Origin of the sequence: Ureibacillus sp. MALMAid1270 (assembly GCF_049202975.1) — a bacterium.
Taxonomy (GTDB): domain Bacteria; phylum Bacillota; class Bacilli; order Bacillales_A; family Planococcaceae; genus Ureibacillus.
On sequence record NZ_JBMIRP010000076.1, the window covers coordinates 1 to 19145 of the forward strand.

Here is a 19145-nt window from a genome sequence, read left to right on the forward strand (position 1 = left end):
TAACGGATGAAGCAGCGTTAGATGCGTTGATGCCTTGGTCAGAAGCAATTCCGACCAACTGTCACGTACCTAAACGAACTACATAGATAGCATAACAATAGCGCCCCCTGAAAACCAGGTGGGCGCTATTTGACGCTTACAAAGAAACGATAAAAAATATTAAAATTAAAGGGGATTTAGTGAAAAGTTTACTTAAACTTGCTATCCCTTCTAGTATTAGTATGGTTGCAATCTCATTAGCAGGGATTGCTGTTATATACTTTGTAAATAGTTATGGGTCAAATGCGACTGCATCTTATGGAATAGTGAACCAAATTGCAAGTTACGTTCAAATTCCTGGTATGTCAGTGGCAATCGCAATTTCAGTATTCGTTGCACAAGCAATTGGTGCAGGTAGACAAGAAGACTTAAAAAGGATTACAGCTTTGGGTTTAAAGTTAAGCTACACATTTGGTGGAATTCTTGTTATTCTCGTTTACTTGTTTGCTGAGCCAATACTAAGATTGTTCTTAACTAGTCCTGAAACAATTTCTATGGCGAAGGGACTTATGTATATATCATTCTGGAGTTATTTATTGTTAGCGCATGTTCAAGCAATCTCTTCAACGATGCGTGCAACGGGAAAGGTACTTTGGCCAACTGTTATTTTAATTTCAACAATCTGGGTGATTGAAGTACCAGCTGCTTATCTTTTATCAACATATACACCACTTGGTATCAATGGAATATGGCTTGCTTATCCAATTTCGTTTGGTATTAATTTAGCTATACAATATTGGTATTATCACTTTGTTTGGAAGAAGAAAACAATTAAGGCTTTAGTGCCTAGTGCGAGCGTAACCGAATAGAACGTTGAGAAAAGGACTTCTTAATTGAAGTCCTTTTTAGTTGTATTATTTTTCTAGACCATCAATAAATGCTTCAATTTCTTCCTGAGTTTTACGATCTTTACTTACAAAACGACCAATTTCTTGACCGTTATTATATGCAACAAAGCTTGGAATTCCGAAAATATCTAACTCAACACATAAATCGATAAATTGATCTCTGTCAATTTTAACAAATGTATAATCTGGATAGTTTGCTTCAATGGCAGGTAAAGAAGGGTCTATAAATCGGCAATCTCCACACCAATCAGCAGAGAACATAAAAATAACTCGCTCTGCATTTTTATATTGTTCGAATTGTTCTGTTGACTGTAAAAGTTCCACAGCATTTCCTCCAATCAGTTTTCCTCTATTTTTCTTATCCTAACACAAAAAACGATGAAAGGAAAAATGTCTGTTTTATCTATTAATGACGCTTTCAATATCTAGTTTCACCATTTGTATTTGTAATCATCACTCATGGTTTAAAAAAATCCGGTTATTCTAAATATGAATGAAAGGAGGTTTATTTATTGAATCGGAAAGTTATTCCCTTTTTGGCTTTTATCATGTTGTGGAGCATGATTTTTTCCTCAGATACTTTAGCGAATACACAACAACAACCTTCAAGGGAAGAAATTATGCTCAAGCGCATGGATTACTATGCAAAATACCATGATATGTTTGTTCCTTGGTATTATTTGGCTGCAATTGACCAATATGAACGTAATATTCAAGCGGTTCGAAAAGACATCCCTAAAAGAGAAGGAATCGTTGCATTACAGTTTTCTAAGGAATATTGGGTGGGTGCGTTAAATCCCAATCCCGATGATACATCAATCGCATCAATTCAATATTTTAATGGAATGGGTCTAGATGGAGATGGAGACGGTAAAGCAGATTTAGTTAATGATGATGATGTAATGTTTACGATGAAGAATCATTTAAGTCAATATGGGCCAGGTGAAGATAATTTTAAAATAGCCTTAGGGGAATATTACAAAAATGAGAAAGTGGTTACTCAAATTATATCCATCGCAAAACTATATAAACATTTCAACACAATTGATTTAGATACCCATGTTTTCCCTGTACCAGTTCGTGGATTTAATTATAGTTATCGTGGAACTTGGGGGGCAAGCAGAGGTTGGGGCGGAAGACGTATACATGAAGGTACTGATATATTTGCGGGCTATGGCACACCTGTTGTTTCTACATCCTATGGTGTTATAGAAGTTATGGGGTGGAATGAGTTTGGCGGATGGCGTATTGGTATTCGTGATAATCACAATACGTATCATTACTATGCACATCTTGCGTATTTCAATAAAGATTTAAAAGTGGGGGATATTGTTGAACCTGGTACTTTAATTGGTGGTGTAGGTAGCACTGGTTACGGAAAACAGGGTACATCAGGTAAATTCCCGCCACATTTACATTATGGTATGTATAAATTCAATGGGCGTACAGAGTGGGCGTTTGATCCGTACCCTTCGTTAAGACAGTGGGAAAAAGAAACAAGACAGAAGAAAAAGTAAATTGATTCAACTGGACTTTTACACTCAAGTTCAGAGAAGTAAGTCAGGTTGCTCCGAAACCTTTTGGAGTAACCTTTTTTGTGTTGTACTCACATTCAAAATAGTATAATTATGTCCCTTTTTGGAAATGACTCAATTTACTTACACCTTAAGATTACTTACACCTTAGACTTAGAAAGGCAGTGAGAGCGTTGGAAGATAAATATACTCCAAAAGAAGAACTTAAAGGCACATTATATGCAACGATTTCTTCAGGCGTATTAATGACCATTTCTTGGATAGCCGTTATTTTACTCTAATGTAATATGTATGATTTTGGGGGCTGTCCGATAAGTCCCTAAAATAAAGCAAGTGGAGAAAAATGAGTCGTTCTTCTCCACTTGCTTTTATATTTTTTTCCGGGTCCTCTGAAAGTAGCTAGCGGATGCCTGCTACTTTTAGGATATTGTGGGCTAATGCCACAATCCCGAACTCGATATGTACCTTGTCGAGCCCCCGCAAAGAAAATCGGCGGAACGACCGATTGCCCTTGATGTGGCCGAACACACTTTCTACTTCGATTTTGCGTCGAGCGTAGATAGTGGCTTTTTCCTCACATTCAAGGGCTGTTTTTGCCTTTGCTTTCATTTCTTCAAAGACGGTATTCCAGTGAACCTGACGGTTCCCCTTTGCCTTCGTACATTGTGCTTTCAATGGGCAATCCGTACAATCCTCACATTCGTATATCTTAAAGCTTTGTTCATAACCGGATCGATTCTTCTTATTTTGATATTTCTTAAATGGTACTTTTCTTCCATTCGGGCAAATGAAATAATCGTCTTGTTCTAAGTAAGTCCAGTTTTTAGCGTTCTTGATATCATTCTTATATTTACGTGTCTTTTCTTGTATGTACGAACCATAAGGGATTAGAAAATCAAACTTTTGTTCTTTCTCATCCCCAACCGCATAGACATAATTTTCTTCACTCCCATATCCTGCATCGGCAATGACTGTTTTAGGCATCGGTAAGGAAGTGGAAGAAAGCTTCTCTAGATGTGGAATAAAGCAACGCGTGTCTGTTGGTCGTTGATGAATGGTATAATACAAGATAAACTGATTTTCCGTTCCCATTTGCACGTTATATCCTGCCTTCAGCTGACCATTTTTCATATGATCTTCTTTCATGCGCATGAAGGTGGCATCTTTGTCCGTTTTGGAATAGCTGTTACGATCTCCAAAGATTTCGTTCTGCTCCTTGTATTTTGCGATCCTCGGTAAGAAATTTTCGCGAATCAGCTTCAAGGATTTCTTTAATTGACCGCGTTGTTTTCGGATTTCCTTACGGGTATTTGTATCGGGTTCATTCTCCATTTTCTCTGTTAATTCTTCTACTTTTTCTTCTATTTCTTTCGCGACTGTTTCTAAATCAGATTCGGAGACTTCTGTTATTTGTTTATCTTCCTTTGGTTCAGTCCCGGCTTCTAATTGTGTTAATTCATGAATATGCTGCAGAGTTTCTTGAATCTTCTCCCTTAACTTCGCTTCAAATTTTTCAGTGGCTTTTTTCCATACAAAAGAATACTTGTTGGCATCAGCTTCGATCTTCGTACCATCTAAAAAGTAGTTTTCCATCGTGATGTACTTATCTTCAATCAATTTCAAAATCATGGCTTCGAATAACTCGTCCATCAAGTCCTTCAACCTTTCACCACGAAACTCATTAATCGTACGGAAATCAGGTTGTTGACCAGCTGCCAACCAAATGGCTGGAAGGCTTTCTTTGATGAGAGTTTCAATTCGTCGGCAAGAGTACACCTTTTGGGAGTAGCCAAACAAGATGATTTTAAGCATCATTTTAGGATGGAAGGAGCTTCGGCCGCCACCTTTATAATGAGAAAATAAATGTTCATCTGGCACAGCTTCCACCATTTCATCCACCACACGTGCTACATGATTTTCGGGAATAAGAGCTTCTATATCAAAGATCGGTAGTATTTGGCGGTTGTCATAGGGTTTGAAGGTAGGAGCTAGTTGTCTTTTTCGGGGTTCTTTTTCCTCTATCTCTGGAAGAAGTGTCATTTGCGTGTTATAATTTTCAGTAGTAATCATTTGATTGCACATAAAAAATCGTCCTCTCTGTAATGTTGGTTTGGTCACTTACATTTTACAAGAAAAGACGATTTTTTTGTGCATTTTTTCAGAAAATATATAAAAAAGGGGCGCCAGAAAATCAGCTTTCACTGACTTTTTGGACAGCCCCCTTATTTTGTAAAATTTTTAAAAATGTATTGACAAGGGAACGAATTGTATGTTAAATTTATCTCGAATTAAAGATAATGTACTTCGAACTAAATGTAAGTGACATGTATATTATCTATATGTTTTGTAGCTTTTTCGAAAGTTGTTATTTAAACTGCTTTCAAATTTTTAGTAAATATATCTCGAATTCGAGAAGTAAAAATTATAAATAAATGGAGGAATTTAAAATGGCTAAATTTACAGTGGATCAATCTCACTCACAAGTTGGTTTTGAAGTAAAACACATGATGGTATCAAAAGTGAAAGGACAATTTGATGCTTATACTGCTGAAGTAGAAGCAGAAAACCTAGAAGACCTAACAACTGCTCAAATCGCTTTCTCATTTGATGTTGCAAGCATCAATACTCGTAGTGTAGATCGCGACAATCACTTAAAATCAGCAGATTTCTTTGATGTTGAAAAATACCCAACAATCACATTCAAATCAACAAACATCACTAAAGATGGAGACGACTACAAAGTAACTGGTGATTTAACAATTAAAGATGTAACGAAACCAGTAACTTTCGACGTTGAATTCGGTGGAAAAGGTAAAAACCCATGGGGCGTTGATGTATACGGTTTTGAAGCAGAAGCAAAAATTAACCGTGAAGAATTCGGATTAACTTGGAATGCTGCTTTAGAAACTGGTGGCGTGCTTGTTGGTAAAGACATCAAAATCAAAGTTGAATTAGAAGTAAACCCAGCTGCATAATATTCAAGAGAAAGTCAATTGATACATTTTGTGTTAATTGACTTTTTTTATTGGTGTTCGGTGAATGTTTGACAAGTGGATCAATAGATGATATCATTATCTCGAATTAGAGATAAATAAATTCGGATGAATTTTAATTTATTTTTAGTTCATAATTAAATCGTGAGACATGAAATACTAGGGTAGTAAAAAGCTATCTTTCTTTTTTAACTATATATCTCGAATTCGAGATAATGAACAGTATGGAGGAACTTAAAATGAATCAATTAAAAGGTTTACACCACGTAACAGCAATTACAAGCAGTGCGGAAAAAATATACGAGTTTTTCACTTATACATTAGGTTTGAGATTAGTAAAGAAAACAGTGAACCAAGATGATATACAAACATATCATTTATATTTCACGGATGATGTTGGTAGCCCAGGGACAGATATGACATTCTTTGATTTCCCAGGAATACCTAAAGGAATTCATGGAACAAATGAAATTTCTAGAACTTCATTCCGTGTACCAAATGATACAGCGTTAGATTATTGGTTAAAGCGTTTTAACCGTTTAGGCGTAAAAAATTCTGGAATTAAAGAACATTTTGGCAAAAAAGTATTGCCATTCGTTGATTTCGACGATCAACAATATCAGCTAATTTCAGATGAACTAAATGTTGGTGTTGCAGCTGGTATACCTTGGGAAAAAGGACCAATTCCAGTTGAGTTTGCCATTACAGGATTAGGACCAATTTTTGTTCGTACTTCATATTTAGATTACTTTAAAGAAGTGTTAACGAAAGTATTCGAAATGAGAGAAGTAGCTCAAGAAGGTTCATACTATCTTTTTGAAATGGGTGAAGGAGGAAACGGTGCGCAAGTAATCGTTGAGTAAAATACGGTACTTCCACAAGCTAGACAAGGTTTCGGTACAGTACACCATACAGCATTTCGTGTAGAAGATCGTTCAGAATTAGAAGAGTGGCAACAACGCTTAGCGAGTTTCCGATTACCAAACTCAGGGTATGTGGAAAGATATTATTTCGGCTCTTTATATTCAAATGTTGCACCATCAATATTGTTCGAACTAGCAACAGATGGTCCTGGATTCATGGGTGACGAGCCATACGAAACACTAGGTGAGAAATTATCTTTACCACCTTTCTTTGAGCCAAAACGTGAAGAAATTGAAAAATTAGTAAGACATTTTGATACAGTTCGTAGTACAAAGGTATTCGAAAAAGAATACGAATAATTAAAATAAATTCAAATCTAAAGTAAATTACTAGGAGGTAAAGACATGGCAAAACATACAACTGGGATTCACCATATAACTGCAATTGTTGGACATCCTCAAGAAAATGTAGACTTTTACGCAGGTATATTAGGGTTACGTTTAGTGAAAAAAACTGTGAACTTTGATGACCCTGGAACGTATCATTTATATTTTGGAAATGAAGGAGGTAAACCTGGTTCAATCATTACCTTCTTCCCATGGCCAAATGCATATAAAGGTAGAATAGGTGATGGTCAGGTCGGTGTAACCACTTATGTTGTTCCGGTGGGTGCACTTGAATTTTGGAAAAAGCGTTTAGAAAAATTCGATATCGAATACAGTGTTTCAGAACGATTCGGAGAAACCTACTTACAATTTGATGATCCACATGGCTTACATTTAGAAATCGTAGAACGTCAAGAAGGGGAATTGAATCCTCATGTATTCGGTAGCATTACAAAAGATGTGGCAATAAAAGGCTTTGGAGGAGCAATCCTTTACTCTAGCCGTCCAGAAGAAACAACCAAGACTTTGGTAGATATTATGGGTCTTGAAGTTGTTGGTACCGAAGGAGATATTACACGTTTTAAAGCAACAGGTGATATTGGAAATATTATTGACTTAAAAATGACTGTAGGCACAAGAGGTACAATGGGTGTTGGAACAGTACACCACATTGCATGGCGTGCAAAAGATGATGCAGATCATCTTGATTGGCAAAAACATGCTCAAAATAAGGGTATGCATGTAACGAATGTAAAGGACCGTAACTATTTCAATGCAATTTACTTCCGCGAACATGGTGAAATATTATTTGAAATCGCCACAGATCCACCAGGATTTGCACATGATGAAACTTATGGGACAATGGGGAGTCAATTAATGTTACCATCACAATATGAACATATGCGTGATTCTTTAGAGATGTTATTAATTCCTATCGAAGTGCGCCGACTAGATTAAGGAAAGGAAGTATTTGTTTGATAACGATCAATCCAAAAGATAACGGAGAACGAGATAACTATAAATTATTGATCGGTACGATTATTCCAAGACCAATTGCTTTTGTTACAACTAAATCCGACGAAGGGGTCATAAATGGTGCTCCATTTAGCTACTTCAATATCGTTTCATCTAACCCTCCAATGATATCGGTATCTATTTCGAGGAAGAATGGACAATTGAAAGATACAGCTCGAAATATTTATCAGTCAGGAGAATTTGTTGTTCATATTGTTGACCAAGAAAACGTGAAACAAATCAATGAAACGGCAGCATCATTATCACCCAATGAAAGTGAACTTGACCTTGCAAATTTAACTCAAGTAGAAAGTGATTTAATAAACGTGCCAGGTATTCAAGAGTCCAAAGTTCGATTCGAGTGTAAACTTATTAAAGCAATTCCACTTAAAGATGAAGAAAATCCAGCTAGTGATCTATTTATAGGTAAAGTGATTCTGTTTCATATTGATGAGTCCATTTATGAAGAAAACGGTAGAATTCATACAGAAAAGCTGGGAGCGATTAGTCGTTTAGCAGGTTCGGATTATGCAACGATTGGAGATATATTTACGATTGAACGACCAAAGTAAAATTAAAGGAGAGACATCCATGCAACATATATTTAAAGAAGGTACAGATAAAAATAAACCAGTTTTATTACTTTTACATGGAACTGGTGGAAATGAAAATGATTTATTACCTTTAGCAGAAATCGTAGATTCGACTGCTTCAGTTCTTAGTGTTCGAGGAAACATATTAGAAAACGGTATGCCACGATTCTTTAAACGTCTTGCTGAAGGAGTTTTTGATATCGAAGATTTGATCTTCCGTACAAATGAAATAAACCAATTTTTAGACGATGCCGCTAAACAATACGGGTTTAATCGTAATAACATAGTTGCCATTGGTTATTCAAATGGTGCCAATATTGCAGCTAGTTTACTATTCCATTATGCAGATGCATTAAAAGGTGCTATTCTTCATCACCCAATGGTACCAAGACGTGGAATTGAATTACCAAATCTAGATTCAACAAATGTATTTATCGCTGCAGGTATAAATGATCCATTATGCACAGCGCAAGAATCTGAAGAATTGAAAGCTTTACTTGAGGGAGCAGGTGCTTCTGTTGAAATTCAGTGGGAAAATAGAGGTCACCAGTTAACAATGAGTGAAGTTCAAGCGGCAAAAGCTTGGTATGATAGTAAATTTAATTAAGTTTAATAGTAAGACTACATCTGTTAATAATAGGATGTAGTTTTTTTATTAAACTTAAAAATTTCGAGTAAAGTTGAAACTATTTTTCATAAATAACCGTCTATTTAAAAATTTTGAAGGAGGGAAGTTAAGTGAGTACAGACATAGAACAGGAATTGAGCGTGCATTACTTAACCCTACTGAAACTTGCCTTTATATATGTGAAAAATAAAGAAATGGCTGAAGATATCGTGCAAGATGTTTGTGTAAGAGCAATTGAAAGCAAAGACCGATTTAGAGGAGACGCTACTTATAAAACTTACTTAATGAAAATGACGATTAATCGAAGTTATGACTATTTAAGAAGTTGGACTTATCGTCAGCAATCAGTTAAGTCTTTTGTACATCAAATATTTAACGGGGAATCCGCTGAACAGAAGCTTCTAAAAAAGGATGAGCGTGCCCAATTAGGCTATGAAGTGTTACAGCTTAAGCCAAAGTATAGAGAAGTTTTGGTTTTATATTATTACGAAGAATTAAAAATACACGAAATTGCAAGTTTGTTAGAAGTCTCAGAAAATACGGTGAAAACACGTTTGAAACGGGCAAGAGAGCAAATGAAGGAAACACTTGATATGAGAGGTGTGAATTTTGATGCATAAAGAACTTAAAGACAGTCTAAATTACATCTTCGAAAAAGAAAAATTACATGAAATCCGAAAACCAAGTTCATTCAATAGAAAACAAAAAAAATTAACAAGTTGGCTACCGACAATTGTTTCAGTAGGGATCGTATTCATTGCCATTATGATATTCTGGCCATTAGTAATGGGTCAACCGGCAAATATAGACCAGGAAAGTATTCAGCATGGATCCCATACGGAAGGATCTGAAATATTTAACTATAAAGGAGCTTATATTGGGGACGCTGCTTCAGTTGGACAAATTAGTAAGTACGGATTAGGGAGTCAATCAAACTACGGTAATGGTATACAACTGTTTACTACAGATGAGCCATATGGAATGCGTATATTCCTGTTAAAGAAAATGGATCCTTTTAAAGATGTTGAAACTATTTTCACTACAGCTTCCTATCTCTTTACGCTAGTTCGTAACATTGACTTTGTTGAGTTTGAGTATGAAGATAAAGTTTATGCAATTACGAAGCAGGATCTAGAAATAACGTTTGGCTTGGATTATTATGCATTGGAAGATGAGGAAACATTGCGTTCGATCATCTCAGAATTACTTTCAAATGAACAAACAAAACAGGTTATTCATCAATTAATAAAAGAATCAACTATAAAATAAGTATATTAAATAGAAGAAACCGTCCCCAATATAGTGGACGGTTTTATTCATTAATGTAAATTTAAGTTAAACTTTCTTCGTTCAATAGTTCATTCGACCAGTTGAGTGATTCTTTGTAAAGTTTACAAACCGTAGTCTCATCAATCTGCATGGCATTACACATTTCACTTACGATATTCCAATTTCCTTTTTCAATAGCGATGCTTAGGTCCAGTGCCAGTTTATAATCATTAACTTGACCTCTCAATGCCTCAGAAATTGCATCGTCTAATGGTAATTGGATGAGTATTTCATCCATTTCAACACCTAACAGTGCATCCATTAATGAAAACATACCTGTCATAAAATAACCAGTAGATGATAGTAAATTAGTTGTCAATTGTTTTAAAGACTCACACATTTTCGCCCGAACTAAGCTGATGCGAATAATTTCATTTGAAATTCCACGATCATAGTTTTGGTAATCTCTAACAGAAAGTATATAGATCAATTTTTGAAATTCTTGTAGTCCTAATAATACAATAGCCTGTTTAATAGATGAGATTTTAGCTTTTCGTCGAAATACGGAAGAGTTTATTAATTTTAATAACTTAAAAGATAAGGATAAATCCCTTTCAACCAATTGTGCAATAATTTCAATTTTCGCTTCAGATGTAGTTAATTCCTTTAAAACTTCTATATAAGAATAAAAATAGATTGGTATATCATGGGTAGAGACAATTACTGGCTTAGAGAAAAAGTAACCTTGAAAATAGCAATAGCCTTTATCGGCAAATGTCTCAAATTCTTGGCTTGTCTCCACTTTTTCAGCTAAAAGTTTAATATTAAATACATTCGCAGCTGACTCTATTTCTCTTAACATACTGGGCGAAGTATTTCGGATATCAACTTTTATAATATCTGCATAGTTTAATAATTGATAATAAAATGGATTATTGTGATTGAATATAAAATCGTCTAATGCAATTTTGTAACCTAATTGTTTAAGCTCTTTACATATATGTATTAACTCTTCACTTGGTTCAACAGTTTCTAAAATCTCTACAACGATATCATCTTTTGAAAAATACGTAGGTAACTTCATTGTTAATAGGTTTTCTGTAAAATTAATAAAACATAGTTTACCGTTTGAAATTTCCTCAATTCCTATATTGATGAAACTATTTATGATGACTTCAGTTGTGGCTTGATCTCCGTTGACGTCTGGAAATAAATTCACTTCGCTATTTCGATAGAGTAGTTCATAGGCAATTACATCACCAACCGTATTAAAAATTGGCTGTCTCGCAACAAAGACTTTCATATTAAGATCCTCCATGAGTATTCAACTACATTGTAAATTACTTTTTTTAGAATATGTATAAATAAGTGTAAACATTGAATAAAAAAGGTATAAGGCGTTCTAAAGTAGACTAATTATAACAGCAAATTGGAAAAAATTAAAAGTTATTGGGGGATTGTGGTTCATAAAAGAATTGCACTGATCGTAATTTAGAAAAAGATCATGTATAGGGGGAGTAGTTTGATATTTGAAACATTATTTTCAAAAGTATTTTTCATTTTATCAATTCAGCTAATCGTGACAACGATTGCATGCATGGGATTAATTCAATACTTCCGATATTTGTACCATACGAAAAAAGTAGAGTGGATTAGTGCTACGTATATTGGAAAAGGGAAAGTGGATTTACATATTGATTTTAGATATTTATCAAAGTACTTCTGGACATTATTAATTGTAAATATTGTTGTGTTTATTATTTTGTTATTTAATCAGCACAATTTTGGGTTTGCAATGACCCTATTTACAATATGGTCTATTTTGACGGGCTTACAAGTAGCCTTATCATTAGTGTCAGTTGATGAAAATTTAGGTACGATAGTGCTAGCAATAACTGCTTCCGTTACGTTCATTACGGCGCTTATTGGGTTATATTCTGGAATTGACTTTTCATTTATGGGTAAATTTCTACTTATTGCGTTAATCGTGTTAGTAGTAATCAATATTACCCGGTTATTTATTCGAATTAGCGGTACGAAAAGAAAGATCATTGCAATGTTTGGAGTTGCTTTATTTACACTGTATTTAATTTTTGATTTTAACTTAATTACTCGTTCTGAAAATACTTGGTACGAAGCGATGAATATTGCGATTAATATTTACTTAGATATCATTAATCTCTTCCTATTTTTATTAGACTTACTTTCCGCCTTTAGTAAATAAAAACTAGTCAAACAGAAAGGGCTCTTGAAAGTAATCTCTCAAGAGCCCTCTTTAGCCTTGCTATACATTATGTATGGCAAAGCCGCCTTGCCGTAGTTTATTAATAAAAAGTTTTAAACCACCACTCCTCAAAGTGGGTGTTCGCAGAAGCTTTCCTGTATATCGTCATTCACCGCAGTGTGACGCTCGCCATTCCAACTTCGATTAAAACTCCCTATTACAGTTCAAAGGTTAAAACTTAATATTTGTACGAACAACGCAGCTTTAATGTTATATTATATGATTCGATTTAGATGTGCAAGTAAGTACCTTTTATGAAAAAAGTCAACTATTTAATATCGATAAGTAATATAAAAAAGCGTGGGAATTTGTAACTAACTAAATTGAATACGGAATTTTTATTAAAAATAAAAAGCTTTCCAATATCGGAAAACTTATATGTTTACTTTATTTTATTTAATACTTCGTTTGTTAAATCAACGATATTTATTTGCGTATCTTCCTGCATCACATCTTTTAATATTTCTGTTCGGAAGTATTGTATGCTTACTTTTAGAGGCATAGCTAACAGTTTTGTTAAAGCTTGTTGATACATAATGACAAATTCCTTATCCGTATTACCTCTTTTTAATTCTGCAAAAGACTCATAAAATTGATCGAGCTTATCTGAGAATTCCAAAAGGCGTCCTTCAATAGTAGAATCTTTTCCTTCTTTCATACGCTCAAGGAAAATTTGCTGGAACTCATTAGGTATTTCCTCCATGATGAATTTTTCCATCATTTTTTCTTCTACATGTGCAATCATTTGCTTCAGCTCCACACTTGCATGTTTTACTGGTGTTTTTATATCCCCAATAAATACTTCAGCAAAGTCATGGTTGATCGTTTTTTCATAAAGTGACTTCCAGTTAATTGTTGCGCCATTCATTTCCTCGAGAGTACCAAAAAACATAGCATATTGTGATACTTTCCAAGAATGGGCAGCCACATTATGCTCTTCAAATTTAAATCGTCCAGGTGCTCGGAAAATACGCTCAAGATCATTTAAGCTTGTAAAAAATTTATGAATACCGATAATAAACACTCCTTATCTGTTAATAAATGCATACTTATTTTTATATGAATATTACATCTTTATTTCCCCTATTGTATGCAGTTTGGCGTATATGGCAAACACTTAATACCGAAATAACCATAAATAAATATTCACAACTAAGTATAGGAATAAACTCCATCTCACTTGAGAAAAGATTCATTATATGCTCAAAAATTATGCAAATCCATAATGGTATACTGAAATTAGTAGCCAAATAAAGGATGTGGATATCTTGTTATTAACAATCTTTATATATATTCATGTGGTTAGTGCAGTTATCTCAGTTGGGCCACTCGTCGCATTATTACCAATTATTAGTAAAATGGAGAAAACGGAAGAAGCGAATTTAAGTGGATTTGTTCAAGCTTTCCAAATATCTATTACGGTTGTCAAACATGCGGGGCATGTACTAGTGATATCTGGAGTAATCCTAATTGGGCTAAGTGCTTGGACTTGGACTTCTTCTTGGATTGTATTGACGATTGCTTTAATGGTTGGTTCCATTGTATTTTTAGCGAGGGCTTTTAAACCTACGTTACAAACTTATGGGACACCAGAATTTAATAAAGAAAAATTTATAGCAAAATTACGTAATTCAACGATCATATATATAACGTTGTTATTAATAATGTTATGGTTAATGGTAGACAAGCCTATATTATGGTAAGTAAGAGAGAAGCTTTGACGATTAAAATCAAAGCTTTTTTGCATCACACAGATGCATCTATTACAGTACCTTTGTGTGGATGTGTTGCAACAGGTTGTTGTGTTGGCATGCTTTTCAACAATTCAACTGTCCCTTGTGCACCTAAATTTAGGGTTTTGTCTAGAATGCTCATCTGCAATGTTTGTTGAAGAGATGCAACCTGAGCAGACATAAATGAACTTAACTCCATAAGAAACCCTCCTTTCTTTGTATATCGACTAATATTAATAAATCGTTAATCTATCCAAAATATAGGTATTTCTACATATTTCGACAAATATATGAATACTCTCTAAGCGAAAAGGTGATACTTGTCGGGGAAGGAGGGATTATCATGAAAAGAAATCTATTCTTAATAGGAACTAGTATAATTCTTTTAAGTGGATGCAGTTTCTTTGGAACAGGAGAAAAGGAAGCAACTATACCGGTAGCTGCACCAGAGGCATTGCAAGCAGAAGCTAAAATGACCAATACAGAAGGTAATGAAGTAGGGGTAGTGAAATTTACAGAAGGTGATGAAGGTGTTCTTGTTTCACTAAATTTAACTAATGTCCCTGATGGAAAACACGGTCTTCATATTCATACTGTAGGTAAATGTGAACAACCAACATTTGAATCAGCTGGAGCACATTTTAATCCAGCTAACAAAAAACATGGAATTGAAAACCCAGAAGGGCCACATGCAGGTGATTTACCAAATGTGAATGCGGAAAATGGACAAGTTGTAACTGAATTCGTTGCAAAAGGCATAACATTGGAGCAAGGAATGGCAAACTCAATTTTTGATGAAGATGGAAGTGCAATCGTTTTACATGAAAATGTAGATGATTATAAAACAGATCCAACAGGTAATTCAGGAGCACGTATAGCATGTGGAGTCATCACCCCAATAGAATAAATAAATGTAAATAGAGTAATTCAATTGTCCAAGTGGGTTTGGGCCAGTTGAATTACTTTTTTTATTTTTATAAAAAAGTGTTGTATAACAAGTGAAATGTGCCATTAAATTATTCCTGTATAATTTTGAAGATGAGTATATTTTTGTAAATAATGATTAAATTAATGAATTGTTCAAGAATTTTGATAACAATAATACTATTTACATAAAATATTAATTATCTATTTCAAGTTTTTTATTTTCTAGAAAAAACACTATTAAACTATTTTGTGAATTTTAAAATGATTGACATAATTATAAATTGATAGTTAAATATAACTGTACTGTAACAAATTTCGCTAGGAGGGGTTTATGTGAAAAATAAGAAATATTGGTTACTTACAGTATTAAGCGTAATGCTAATCATGGTATTAGCTGCTTGTGGTGGAGAGAGCTCTACTGATGATACTGAAAAAGAGAATACAAACGGGGAAAGTACTTCAACTGATAATGAATCAAAAACTTCTGACATCGAGTTCTTAAGTTTAGCAACAGGTGGTACACAAGGTACTTACTATGCTCTTGGTGGAACATTTGCTGACTTAATTTCTGACGAAACTGGTATTAAAACAACTGCTGAAGTTTCACAAGCATCAGCAGCAAACGTAAATGCTTTAAAAGCTGGAGATGCTGAAATCGCATTTATCCAAACTGACATTGCTTACTATGCAAAAAATGGTGAGTTAATGTTTGAAGGTGCTGCAATGGATAACATTGTTGCAATCGGTGGTTTATACCCTGAAACAGTTCAATTAGTAACAACTGCTAGCTCAGGTATTAAATCTTTTGATGACTTAAAAGGTAAGAAAGTTTCTGTAGGTGCTCCTGGTTCTGGTACTTACGCAAACGCTGAACAATTATTAGAAATCCATGGTTTATCTATTAAAGATGATATTCAAGCACAAAACTTAGACTTTGGTGAGTCAACTGACGGTCTACAAACTGGACAAATTGATGCTGCTTTCATTACAGCTGGTTATCCAACAGCTGCAGTTGAAGCATTAGGTGCAACAACTGAAGTTGTAATCGTTCCTGTTACTGCTGACAAAGCAAAAGAATTAATTGCAAAATATCCATATTACGCAACTGATTTAATTCCTGCAGGTACTTACGGTTTAGAATCTGAAGTGCCAGCTGTATCAGTATTAGCTATGATCGCAACAACTGCTGAACTTCCAGATGACGTTGCATATGGTATCGCGAAAGCTATCTATGGTAATACAGACAAAATCAGCCACGCTAAAGGTTCATTCATTAAAGTGGAAACAGCTTTAGATGGTATTGGAATTCCTGTTCACCCAGGTGCACAAAAATTCTTTGACGAACAATAATTTTTGTTGAATGAAGGGCTTGAAGGCAAATGCTTCTTCAAGCCCTTTTTCTCTTCGTAAGTACATACCGGCATCTAGACTGATCACCAAAAGACTTGGCGGTCGCTTAAATTTTTCTAATTGAGGCGATGAAATGAAACGTGTATCCCTCCTAATCTCTGCTGTATTACTCATTATTATTTTTATCTGTATATTTTTTAGTCCAATCTTTAAAGTATTTTCCTTTACGGAAACAAGAACGAATAATCCACAAATTTTTTACATAGATGTAACAGAAGCAAAAGGTTTTCAAATCCGTTTTACCCACTCTATTCATTTGACAGATGTTTTAGAGAGTTATGAAATAAAGGATTCAAATGAGCTAAAACTTGTGTCAATGGAGTATGAGGATGTAGCAATTGGGATGCCTGCTTATGCGGAAGAGGATCAGACCTTAACCTATGAAAATGGTAAATATACAATATCTTATAAAAATAAAACATTAGATAACTTCACGCTTTATGTGGGGGATGTCGACTATGATTTATATTTCCGTTATAACGATAAGGAATATAATCTTAAAAATGCTTTAGAACGAGGAAGCTCATACCTTTTTGAGGTGAAAACAGTGTCTATTTATGACAAGCTGAAAGGAGTGTTAATAGAAGATGAATAATAAGGAAAACCAACTAGCAATGGATCATATTGAAACATTAACAGAAGAACAACAACAAGCACTATTAGAAAAGTATGATACAGAATCTAACGTACGTCGAATTACTGGGATAATGAAGTGGGTAATATTCTTTGGTTTGTTATCATTCTCATTATTTCAATTATATACGGCAATATTTGGTCAGTTTACAGCAGTAATTCAACGTTCTATCCACTTAGGCTTTGGATTAACGTTCATCTTTTTACTATTTCCTGCGCGTAAAAAGGGATCTAAAACTAAAATAGTATTCTACGATTATATATTAGCGGTAGTTGCTGCAATTACAGCAATTTACTGGACACTTAACTATGAACGATTAATGACTAGTTTAGGAACGATTAATCAGACGGACTTCATTATTGGTTTAATAGTAATTGTTCTGGTACTTGAAGCAGCAAGACGTGCAGTGGGATTACCAATTGCTATTATTGCTGTTCTATTCCTGTTGTACGCATTCTTCGGAAGACAAATGCCTGATTTCTTAGCTCACAGAGGGCAGTCTTTAGAGAGTATTGTAAACTTAATGTATTTCTCAACTGATGGTATTTTAGGTACACCAATTAGTGTATCTGCAACATACATCTTTGCATTCCTACTATTTGGTGCATTTTTAGTCAAAACCGGTGTAGGTCAATACTTCAATGATTTAGCCGTTACAGTTGCAGGTAAGTTAACGGGTGGACCTGCGAAGGTTGCTATTTTCTCATCTGCTTTACAAGGGACGATTTCAGGAAGTTCTGTTGCAAACGTTGTAACTTCCGGTTCTTATACAATCCCTATGATGAAAAAGCTAGGCTACAAAAAGGAATTCGCTGGTGGTGTTGAAGCTGCTGCTTCAACAGGTGGTCAAATCATGCCTCCAATCATGGGTGCTGCTGCCTTTTTAATGGTTGAATTTATCGGCCGTGGTATTACGTATTGGGATATTGCAAAGGCTGCTATCATTCCGGCAATTTTATATTTCACTGGTATTTGGATTATGACTCACTTTGAAGCAAAACGTTTAGGACTTGAAGGCTTAAAAGATGAAGATATGCCGAATCGTAAAGAAGTATTTAAGAAAATTTATTTATTAGTTCCAATTCTACTAATTATCGTCTTAATGATATCTGGTGTACCAGTAATTCACTCGGCGTTATACGGAATTTTATCGTGTATTGTTGTTGGGATTATTAATAGAGATGTGAAATTTGGAGTTAAAGAATTTATTGAGGCATTAGTTGATGGTGCTCGTACTGCATTAGGTGTAGTAGCTGCTACAGCATGTGCGGGTATTATTGTTGGTGTTGTTGTAAAAACAGGTTTAGGCTTAAGTCTAGCAAATACATTAGTAGACTTAGCTGGTGGAAGTATTTTATTAACTTTAGTATTTGTAATGATTGCTTCACTAGTTTTAGGTATGGGTTCACCAACTACAGCTAACTATGTTATTACATCAACGATTGCAGCGCCAGCAATTGTTGCTCTATTAGCACCTGATGTTTCTCAAGCATTAGTTCCTGTAACGATTTTATTATCAGCACACTTCTTCGTATTCTACTTTGGTATTATTGCTGATATTACTCCACCAGTTGCTCTAGCTGCATTTGCTGCATCTGGAATTTCAGGAGGAGATCCAATTAAAACAGGTGTAAGCTCTGCTAAACTTGCAATTGCGGCATTTATTATTCCGTATATGATTGTATTTTCACCGGAATTATTAATGATTGATGTTACAATATTGCAAGTCGTTTGGGTACTAATCACAGCAGTACTTGGTATGATTGCGATAGGTGCAGGGGTAATCGGCTTCTGGTATCGGAAAATTAACTGGATTGAACGTCTAGTACTAATCGCAGCTGGACTTGCTATGATCTATCCAGAACGTATTTCGGATGTTTCCGGATTAGTTGTGTTTGGAATACTATTTGTTATCCAACTAATGACTAAAAATAAAGGAAATAAACCGACTACACCAAAAACACCAAAGGTTGAAACAGCAAATTAAT

At 34.7% G+C, this 19145-nt stretch carries 19 protein-coding genes, 1 other RNA gene and 1 pseudogene; 15 read left to right on the forward strand and 6 right to left on the reverse strand.

Going from position 1 to position 19145, the window contains the following annotated elements:
* Positions 1 to 179: 179 nt before the first annotated feature.
* Positions 180 to 848 (forward strand): MATE family efflux transporter, encoded by a 669-nt coding sequence (locus ACOQFO_RS09655; RefSeq protein WP_421689473.1) that lies wholly within the window; start codon positions 180 to 182, stop codon positions 846 to 848.
* A gap of 45 nt (positions 849 to 893) precedes the next feature.
* Here the strand turns inward: ACOQFO_RS09655 and ACOQFO_RS09660 are convergent, their stop codons facing one another.
* Positions 894 to 1211, reverse strand: a complete 318-nt coding sequence (locus ACOQFO_RS09660; protein WP_421689474.1) for a thioredoxin family protein — start codon at positions 1209 to 1211, stop codon at positions 894 to 896.
* Positions 1212 to 1447: 236 nt separating this feature from the next.
* Here ACOQFO_RS09660 and ACOQFO_RS09665 point away from each other — a divergent pair, with 236 nt between their 5' ends.
* On the forward strand, positions 1448 to 2404 hold the full coding sequence (locus tag ACOQFO_RS09665) for a M23 family metallopeptidase (RefSeq protein WP_421689512.1): 957 nt from the start codon (positions 1448 to 1450) through the stop codon (positions 2402 to 2404).
* A 417-nt stretch (positions 2405 to 2821) separates the two neighbouring features.
* On the opposite strand, the gene ACOQFO_RS09670 is transcribed toward ACOQFO_RS09665, so the two are convergent.
* Positions 2822 to 4504 carry an IS1182 family transposase gene (locus tag ACOQFO_RS09670; RefSeq protein WP_421689475.1) on the reverse strand — a complete coding sequence of 561 codons (1683 nt, stop codon included), beginning with the start codon at positions 4502 to 4504 and terminating at the stop codon, positions 2822 to 2824.
* A gap of 365 nt (positions 4505 to 4869) precedes the next feature.
* Between ACOQFO_RS09670 and ACOQFO_RS09675 the strand changes: the two genes are divergently transcribed.
* The 7 genes and pseudogenes from ACOQFO_RS09675 (at position 4870) to ACOQFO_RS09705 (ending at position 10169) form a co-directional block, all read left to right on the forward strand.
* Positions 4870 to 5397 carry a YceI family protein gene (locus ACOQFO_RS09675; RefSeq protein ID WP_421689476.1) on the forward strand — a complete coding sequence of 176 codons (528 nt, stop codon included), beginning with the start codon at positions 4870 to 4872 and terminating at the stop codon, positions 5395 to 5397.
* Between the two features lie 257 nt (positions 5398 to 5654).
* Positions 5655 to 6638, forward strand: a pseudogene (locus tag ACOQFO_RS09680) (ring-cleaving dioxygenase).
* 45 nt (positions 6639 to 6683) lie between these two features.
* Positions 6684 to 7622 carry a ring-cleaving dioxygenase gene (locus ACOQFO_RS09685; RefSeq protein ID WP_421689477.1) on the forward strand — a complete coding sequence of 313 codons (939 nt, stop codon included), beginning with the start codon at positions 6684 to 6686 and terminating at the stop codon, positions 7620 to 7622.
* A gap of 17 nt (positions 7623 to 7639) precedes the next feature.
* Complete coding sequence (locus ACOQFO_RS09690) at positions 7640 to 8251, forward strand: flavin reductase family protein (protein WP_421689478.1); 612 nt, start codon at positions 7640 to 7642, stop codon at positions 8249 to 8251.
* Positions 8252 to 8270: 19 nt separating this feature from the next.
* Positions 8271 to 8879 carry an alpha/beta hydrolase gene (locus ACOQFO_RS09695; RefSeq protein WP_421689479.1) on the forward strand — a complete coding sequence of 203 codons (609 nt, stop codon included), beginning with the start codon at positions 8271 to 8273 and terminating at the stop codon, positions 8877 to 8879.
* A 131-nt stretch (positions 8880 to 9010) separates the two neighbouring features.
* Complete coding sequence (locus ACOQFO_RS09700) at positions 9011 to 9520, forward strand: sigma-70 family RNA polymerase sigma factor (protein ID WP_421689480.1); 510 nt, start codon at positions 9011 to 9013, stop codon at positions 9518 to 9520.
* Positions 9513 to 10169, forward strand: a complete 657-nt coding sequence (locus ACOQFO_RS09705) for a DUF4825 domain-containing protein (protein WP_421689481.1) — start codon at positions 9513 to 9515, stop codon at positions 10167 to 10169. Before ACOQFO_RS09700 ends, ACOQFO_RS09705 begins: the two co-directional genes overlap by 8 nt.
* 61 nt (positions 10170 to 10230) lie before the next feature.
* Here ACOQFO_RS09705 and ACOQFO_RS09710 read toward each other — a convergent pair whose 3' ends face one another.
* Entirely contained in the window at positions 10231 to 11472 is a 1242-nt protein-coding gene (locus ACOQFO_RS09710; RefSeq protein ID WP_421689482.1) for an EAL and HDOD domain-containing protein, read from the reverse strand.
* Between the two features lie 219 nt (positions 11473 to 11691).
* Here ACOQFO_RS09710 and ACOQFO_RS09715 point away from each other — a divergent pair, with 219 nt between their 5' ends.
* On the forward strand, positions 11692 to 12393 hold the full coding sequence (locus ACOQFO_RS09715) for a Bax inhibitor-1 family protein (protein ID WP_421689483.1): 702 nt from the start codon (positions 11692 to 11694) through the stop codon (positions 12391 to 12393).
* Between the two features lie 75 nt (positions 12394 to 12468).
* On the opposite strand, the gene ssrS is transcribed toward ACOQFO_RS09715, so the two are convergent.
* Positions 12469 to 12661, reverse strand: a non-coding RNA gene (gene ssrS, locus ACOQFO_RS09720) — 6S RNA.
* A 174-nt stretch (positions 12662 to 12835) separates the two neighbouring features.
* Positions 12836 to 13477 carry a YfbR-like 5'-deoxynucleotidase gene (locus ACOQFO_RS09725; RefSeq protein WP_421689484.1) on the reverse strand — a complete coding sequence of 214 codons (642 nt, stop codon included), beginning with the start codon at positions 13475 to 13477 and terminating at the stop codon, positions 12836 to 12838.
* A 235-nt stretch (positions 13478 to 13712) separates the two neighbouring features.
* Between ACOQFO_RS09725 and ACOQFO_RS09730 the strand changes: the two genes are divergently transcribed.
* Positions 13713 to 14156 carry a hypothetical protein gene (locus ACOQFO_RS09730; RefSeq protein ID WP_421689485.1) on the forward strand — a complete coding sequence of 148 codons (444 nt, stop codon included), beginning with the start codon at positions 13713 to 13715 and terminating at the stop codon, positions 14154 to 14156.
* 43 nt (positions 14157 to 14199) lie between these two features.
* On the opposite strand, the gene ACOQFO_RS09735 is transcribed toward ACOQFO_RS09730, so the two are convergent.
* A complete protein-coding gene (locus ACOQFO_RS09735) occupies positions 14200 to 14385 on the reverse strand; it encodes a putative motility protein (protein WP_421689486.1) in 186 nt (61 codons plus the stop codon).
* Between the two features lie 144 nt (positions 14386 to 14529).
* Between ACOQFO_RS09735 and ACOQFO_RS09740 the strand changes: the two genes are divergently transcribed.
* The 4 genes from ACOQFO_RS09740 to ACOQFO_RS09755 all read left to right on the forward strand — a co-directional run bounded on the left by ACOQFO_RS09740 (position 14530) and on the right by ACOQFO_RS09755 (position 19144).
* Entirely contained in the window at positions 14530 to 15093 is a 564-nt protein-coding gene (locus ACOQFO_RS09740) for a superoxide dismutase family protein (protein ID WP_421689487.1), read from the forward strand.
* 353 nt (positions 15094 to 15446) lie between these two features.
* The gene (locus tag ACOQFO_RS09745; RefSeq protein ID WP_421689488.1) at positions 15447 to 16463 is read left to right on the forward strand and encodes a TAXI family TRAP transporter solute-binding subunit; all 1017 of its coding nucleotides are present in this window, start codon (positions 15447 to 15449) and stop codon (positions 16461 to 16463) included.
* Between the two features lie 133 nt (positions 16464 to 16596).
* Positions 16597 to 17118 (forward strand): DUF1850 domain-containing protein, encoded by a 522-nt coding sequence (locus ACOQFO_RS09750; RefSeq protein WP_421689489.1) that lies wholly within the window; start codon positions 16597 to 16599, stop codon positions 17116 to 17118.
* Entirely contained in the window at positions 17111 to 19144 is a 2034-nt protein-coding gene (locus tag ACOQFO_RS09755) for a TRAP transporter permease (RefSeq protein ID WP_421689490.1), read from the forward strand. Before ACOQFO_RS09750 ends, ACOQFO_RS09755 begins: the two co-directional genes overlap by 8 nt.
* Position 19145: the final 1 nt, after the last annotated feature.

Coding starts and splice junctions, on each gene's coding strand:
- ACOQFO_RS09665 (WP_421689512.1), top strand. CDS start 1,448: ATGATTTTTTCCTCAGATACTTTAGCGAATACACAACAACAACCTTCA.
- ACOQFO_RS09670 (WP_421689475.1), bottom strand. CDS start 4,504: ATGTGCAATCAAATGATTACTACTGAAAATTATAACACGCAAATGACA.
- ACOQFO_RS09675 (WP_421689476.1), top strand. CDS start 4,870: ATGGCTAAATTTACAGTGGATCAATCTCACTCACAAGTTGGTTTTGAA.
- ACOQFO_RS09685 (WP_421689477.1), top strand. CDS start 6,684: ATGGCAAAACATACAACTGGGATTCACCATATAACTGCAATTGTTGGA.
- ACOQFO_RS09695 (WP_421689479.1), top strand. CDS start 8,271: ATGCAACATATATTTAAAGAAGGTACAGATAAAAATAAACCAGTTTTA.
- ACOQFO_RS09705 (WP_421689481.1), top strand. CDS start 9,513: ATGCATAAAGAACTTAAAGACAGTCTAAATTACATCTTCGAAAAAGAA.
- ACOQFO_RS09710 (WP_421689482.1), bottom strand. CDS start 11,472: ATGAAAGTCTTTGTTGCGAGACAGCCAATTTTTAATACGGTTGGTGAT.
- ACOQFO_RS09735 (WP_421689486.1), bottom strand. CDS start 14,385: ATGGAGTTAAGTTCATTTATGTCTGCTCAGGTTGCATCTCTTCAACAA.
- ACOQFO_RS09740 (WP_421689487.1), top strand. CDS start 14,530: ATGAAAAGAAATCTATTCTTAATAGGAACTAGTATAATTCTTTTAAGT.
- ACOQFO_RS09750 (WP_421689489.1), top strand. CDS start 16,597: ATGAAACGTGTATCCCTCCTAATCTCTGCTGTATTACTCATTATTATT.
- ACOQFO_RS09755 (WP_421689490.1), top strand. CDS start 17,111: ATGAATAATAAGGAAAACCAACTAGCAATGGATCATATTGAAACATTA.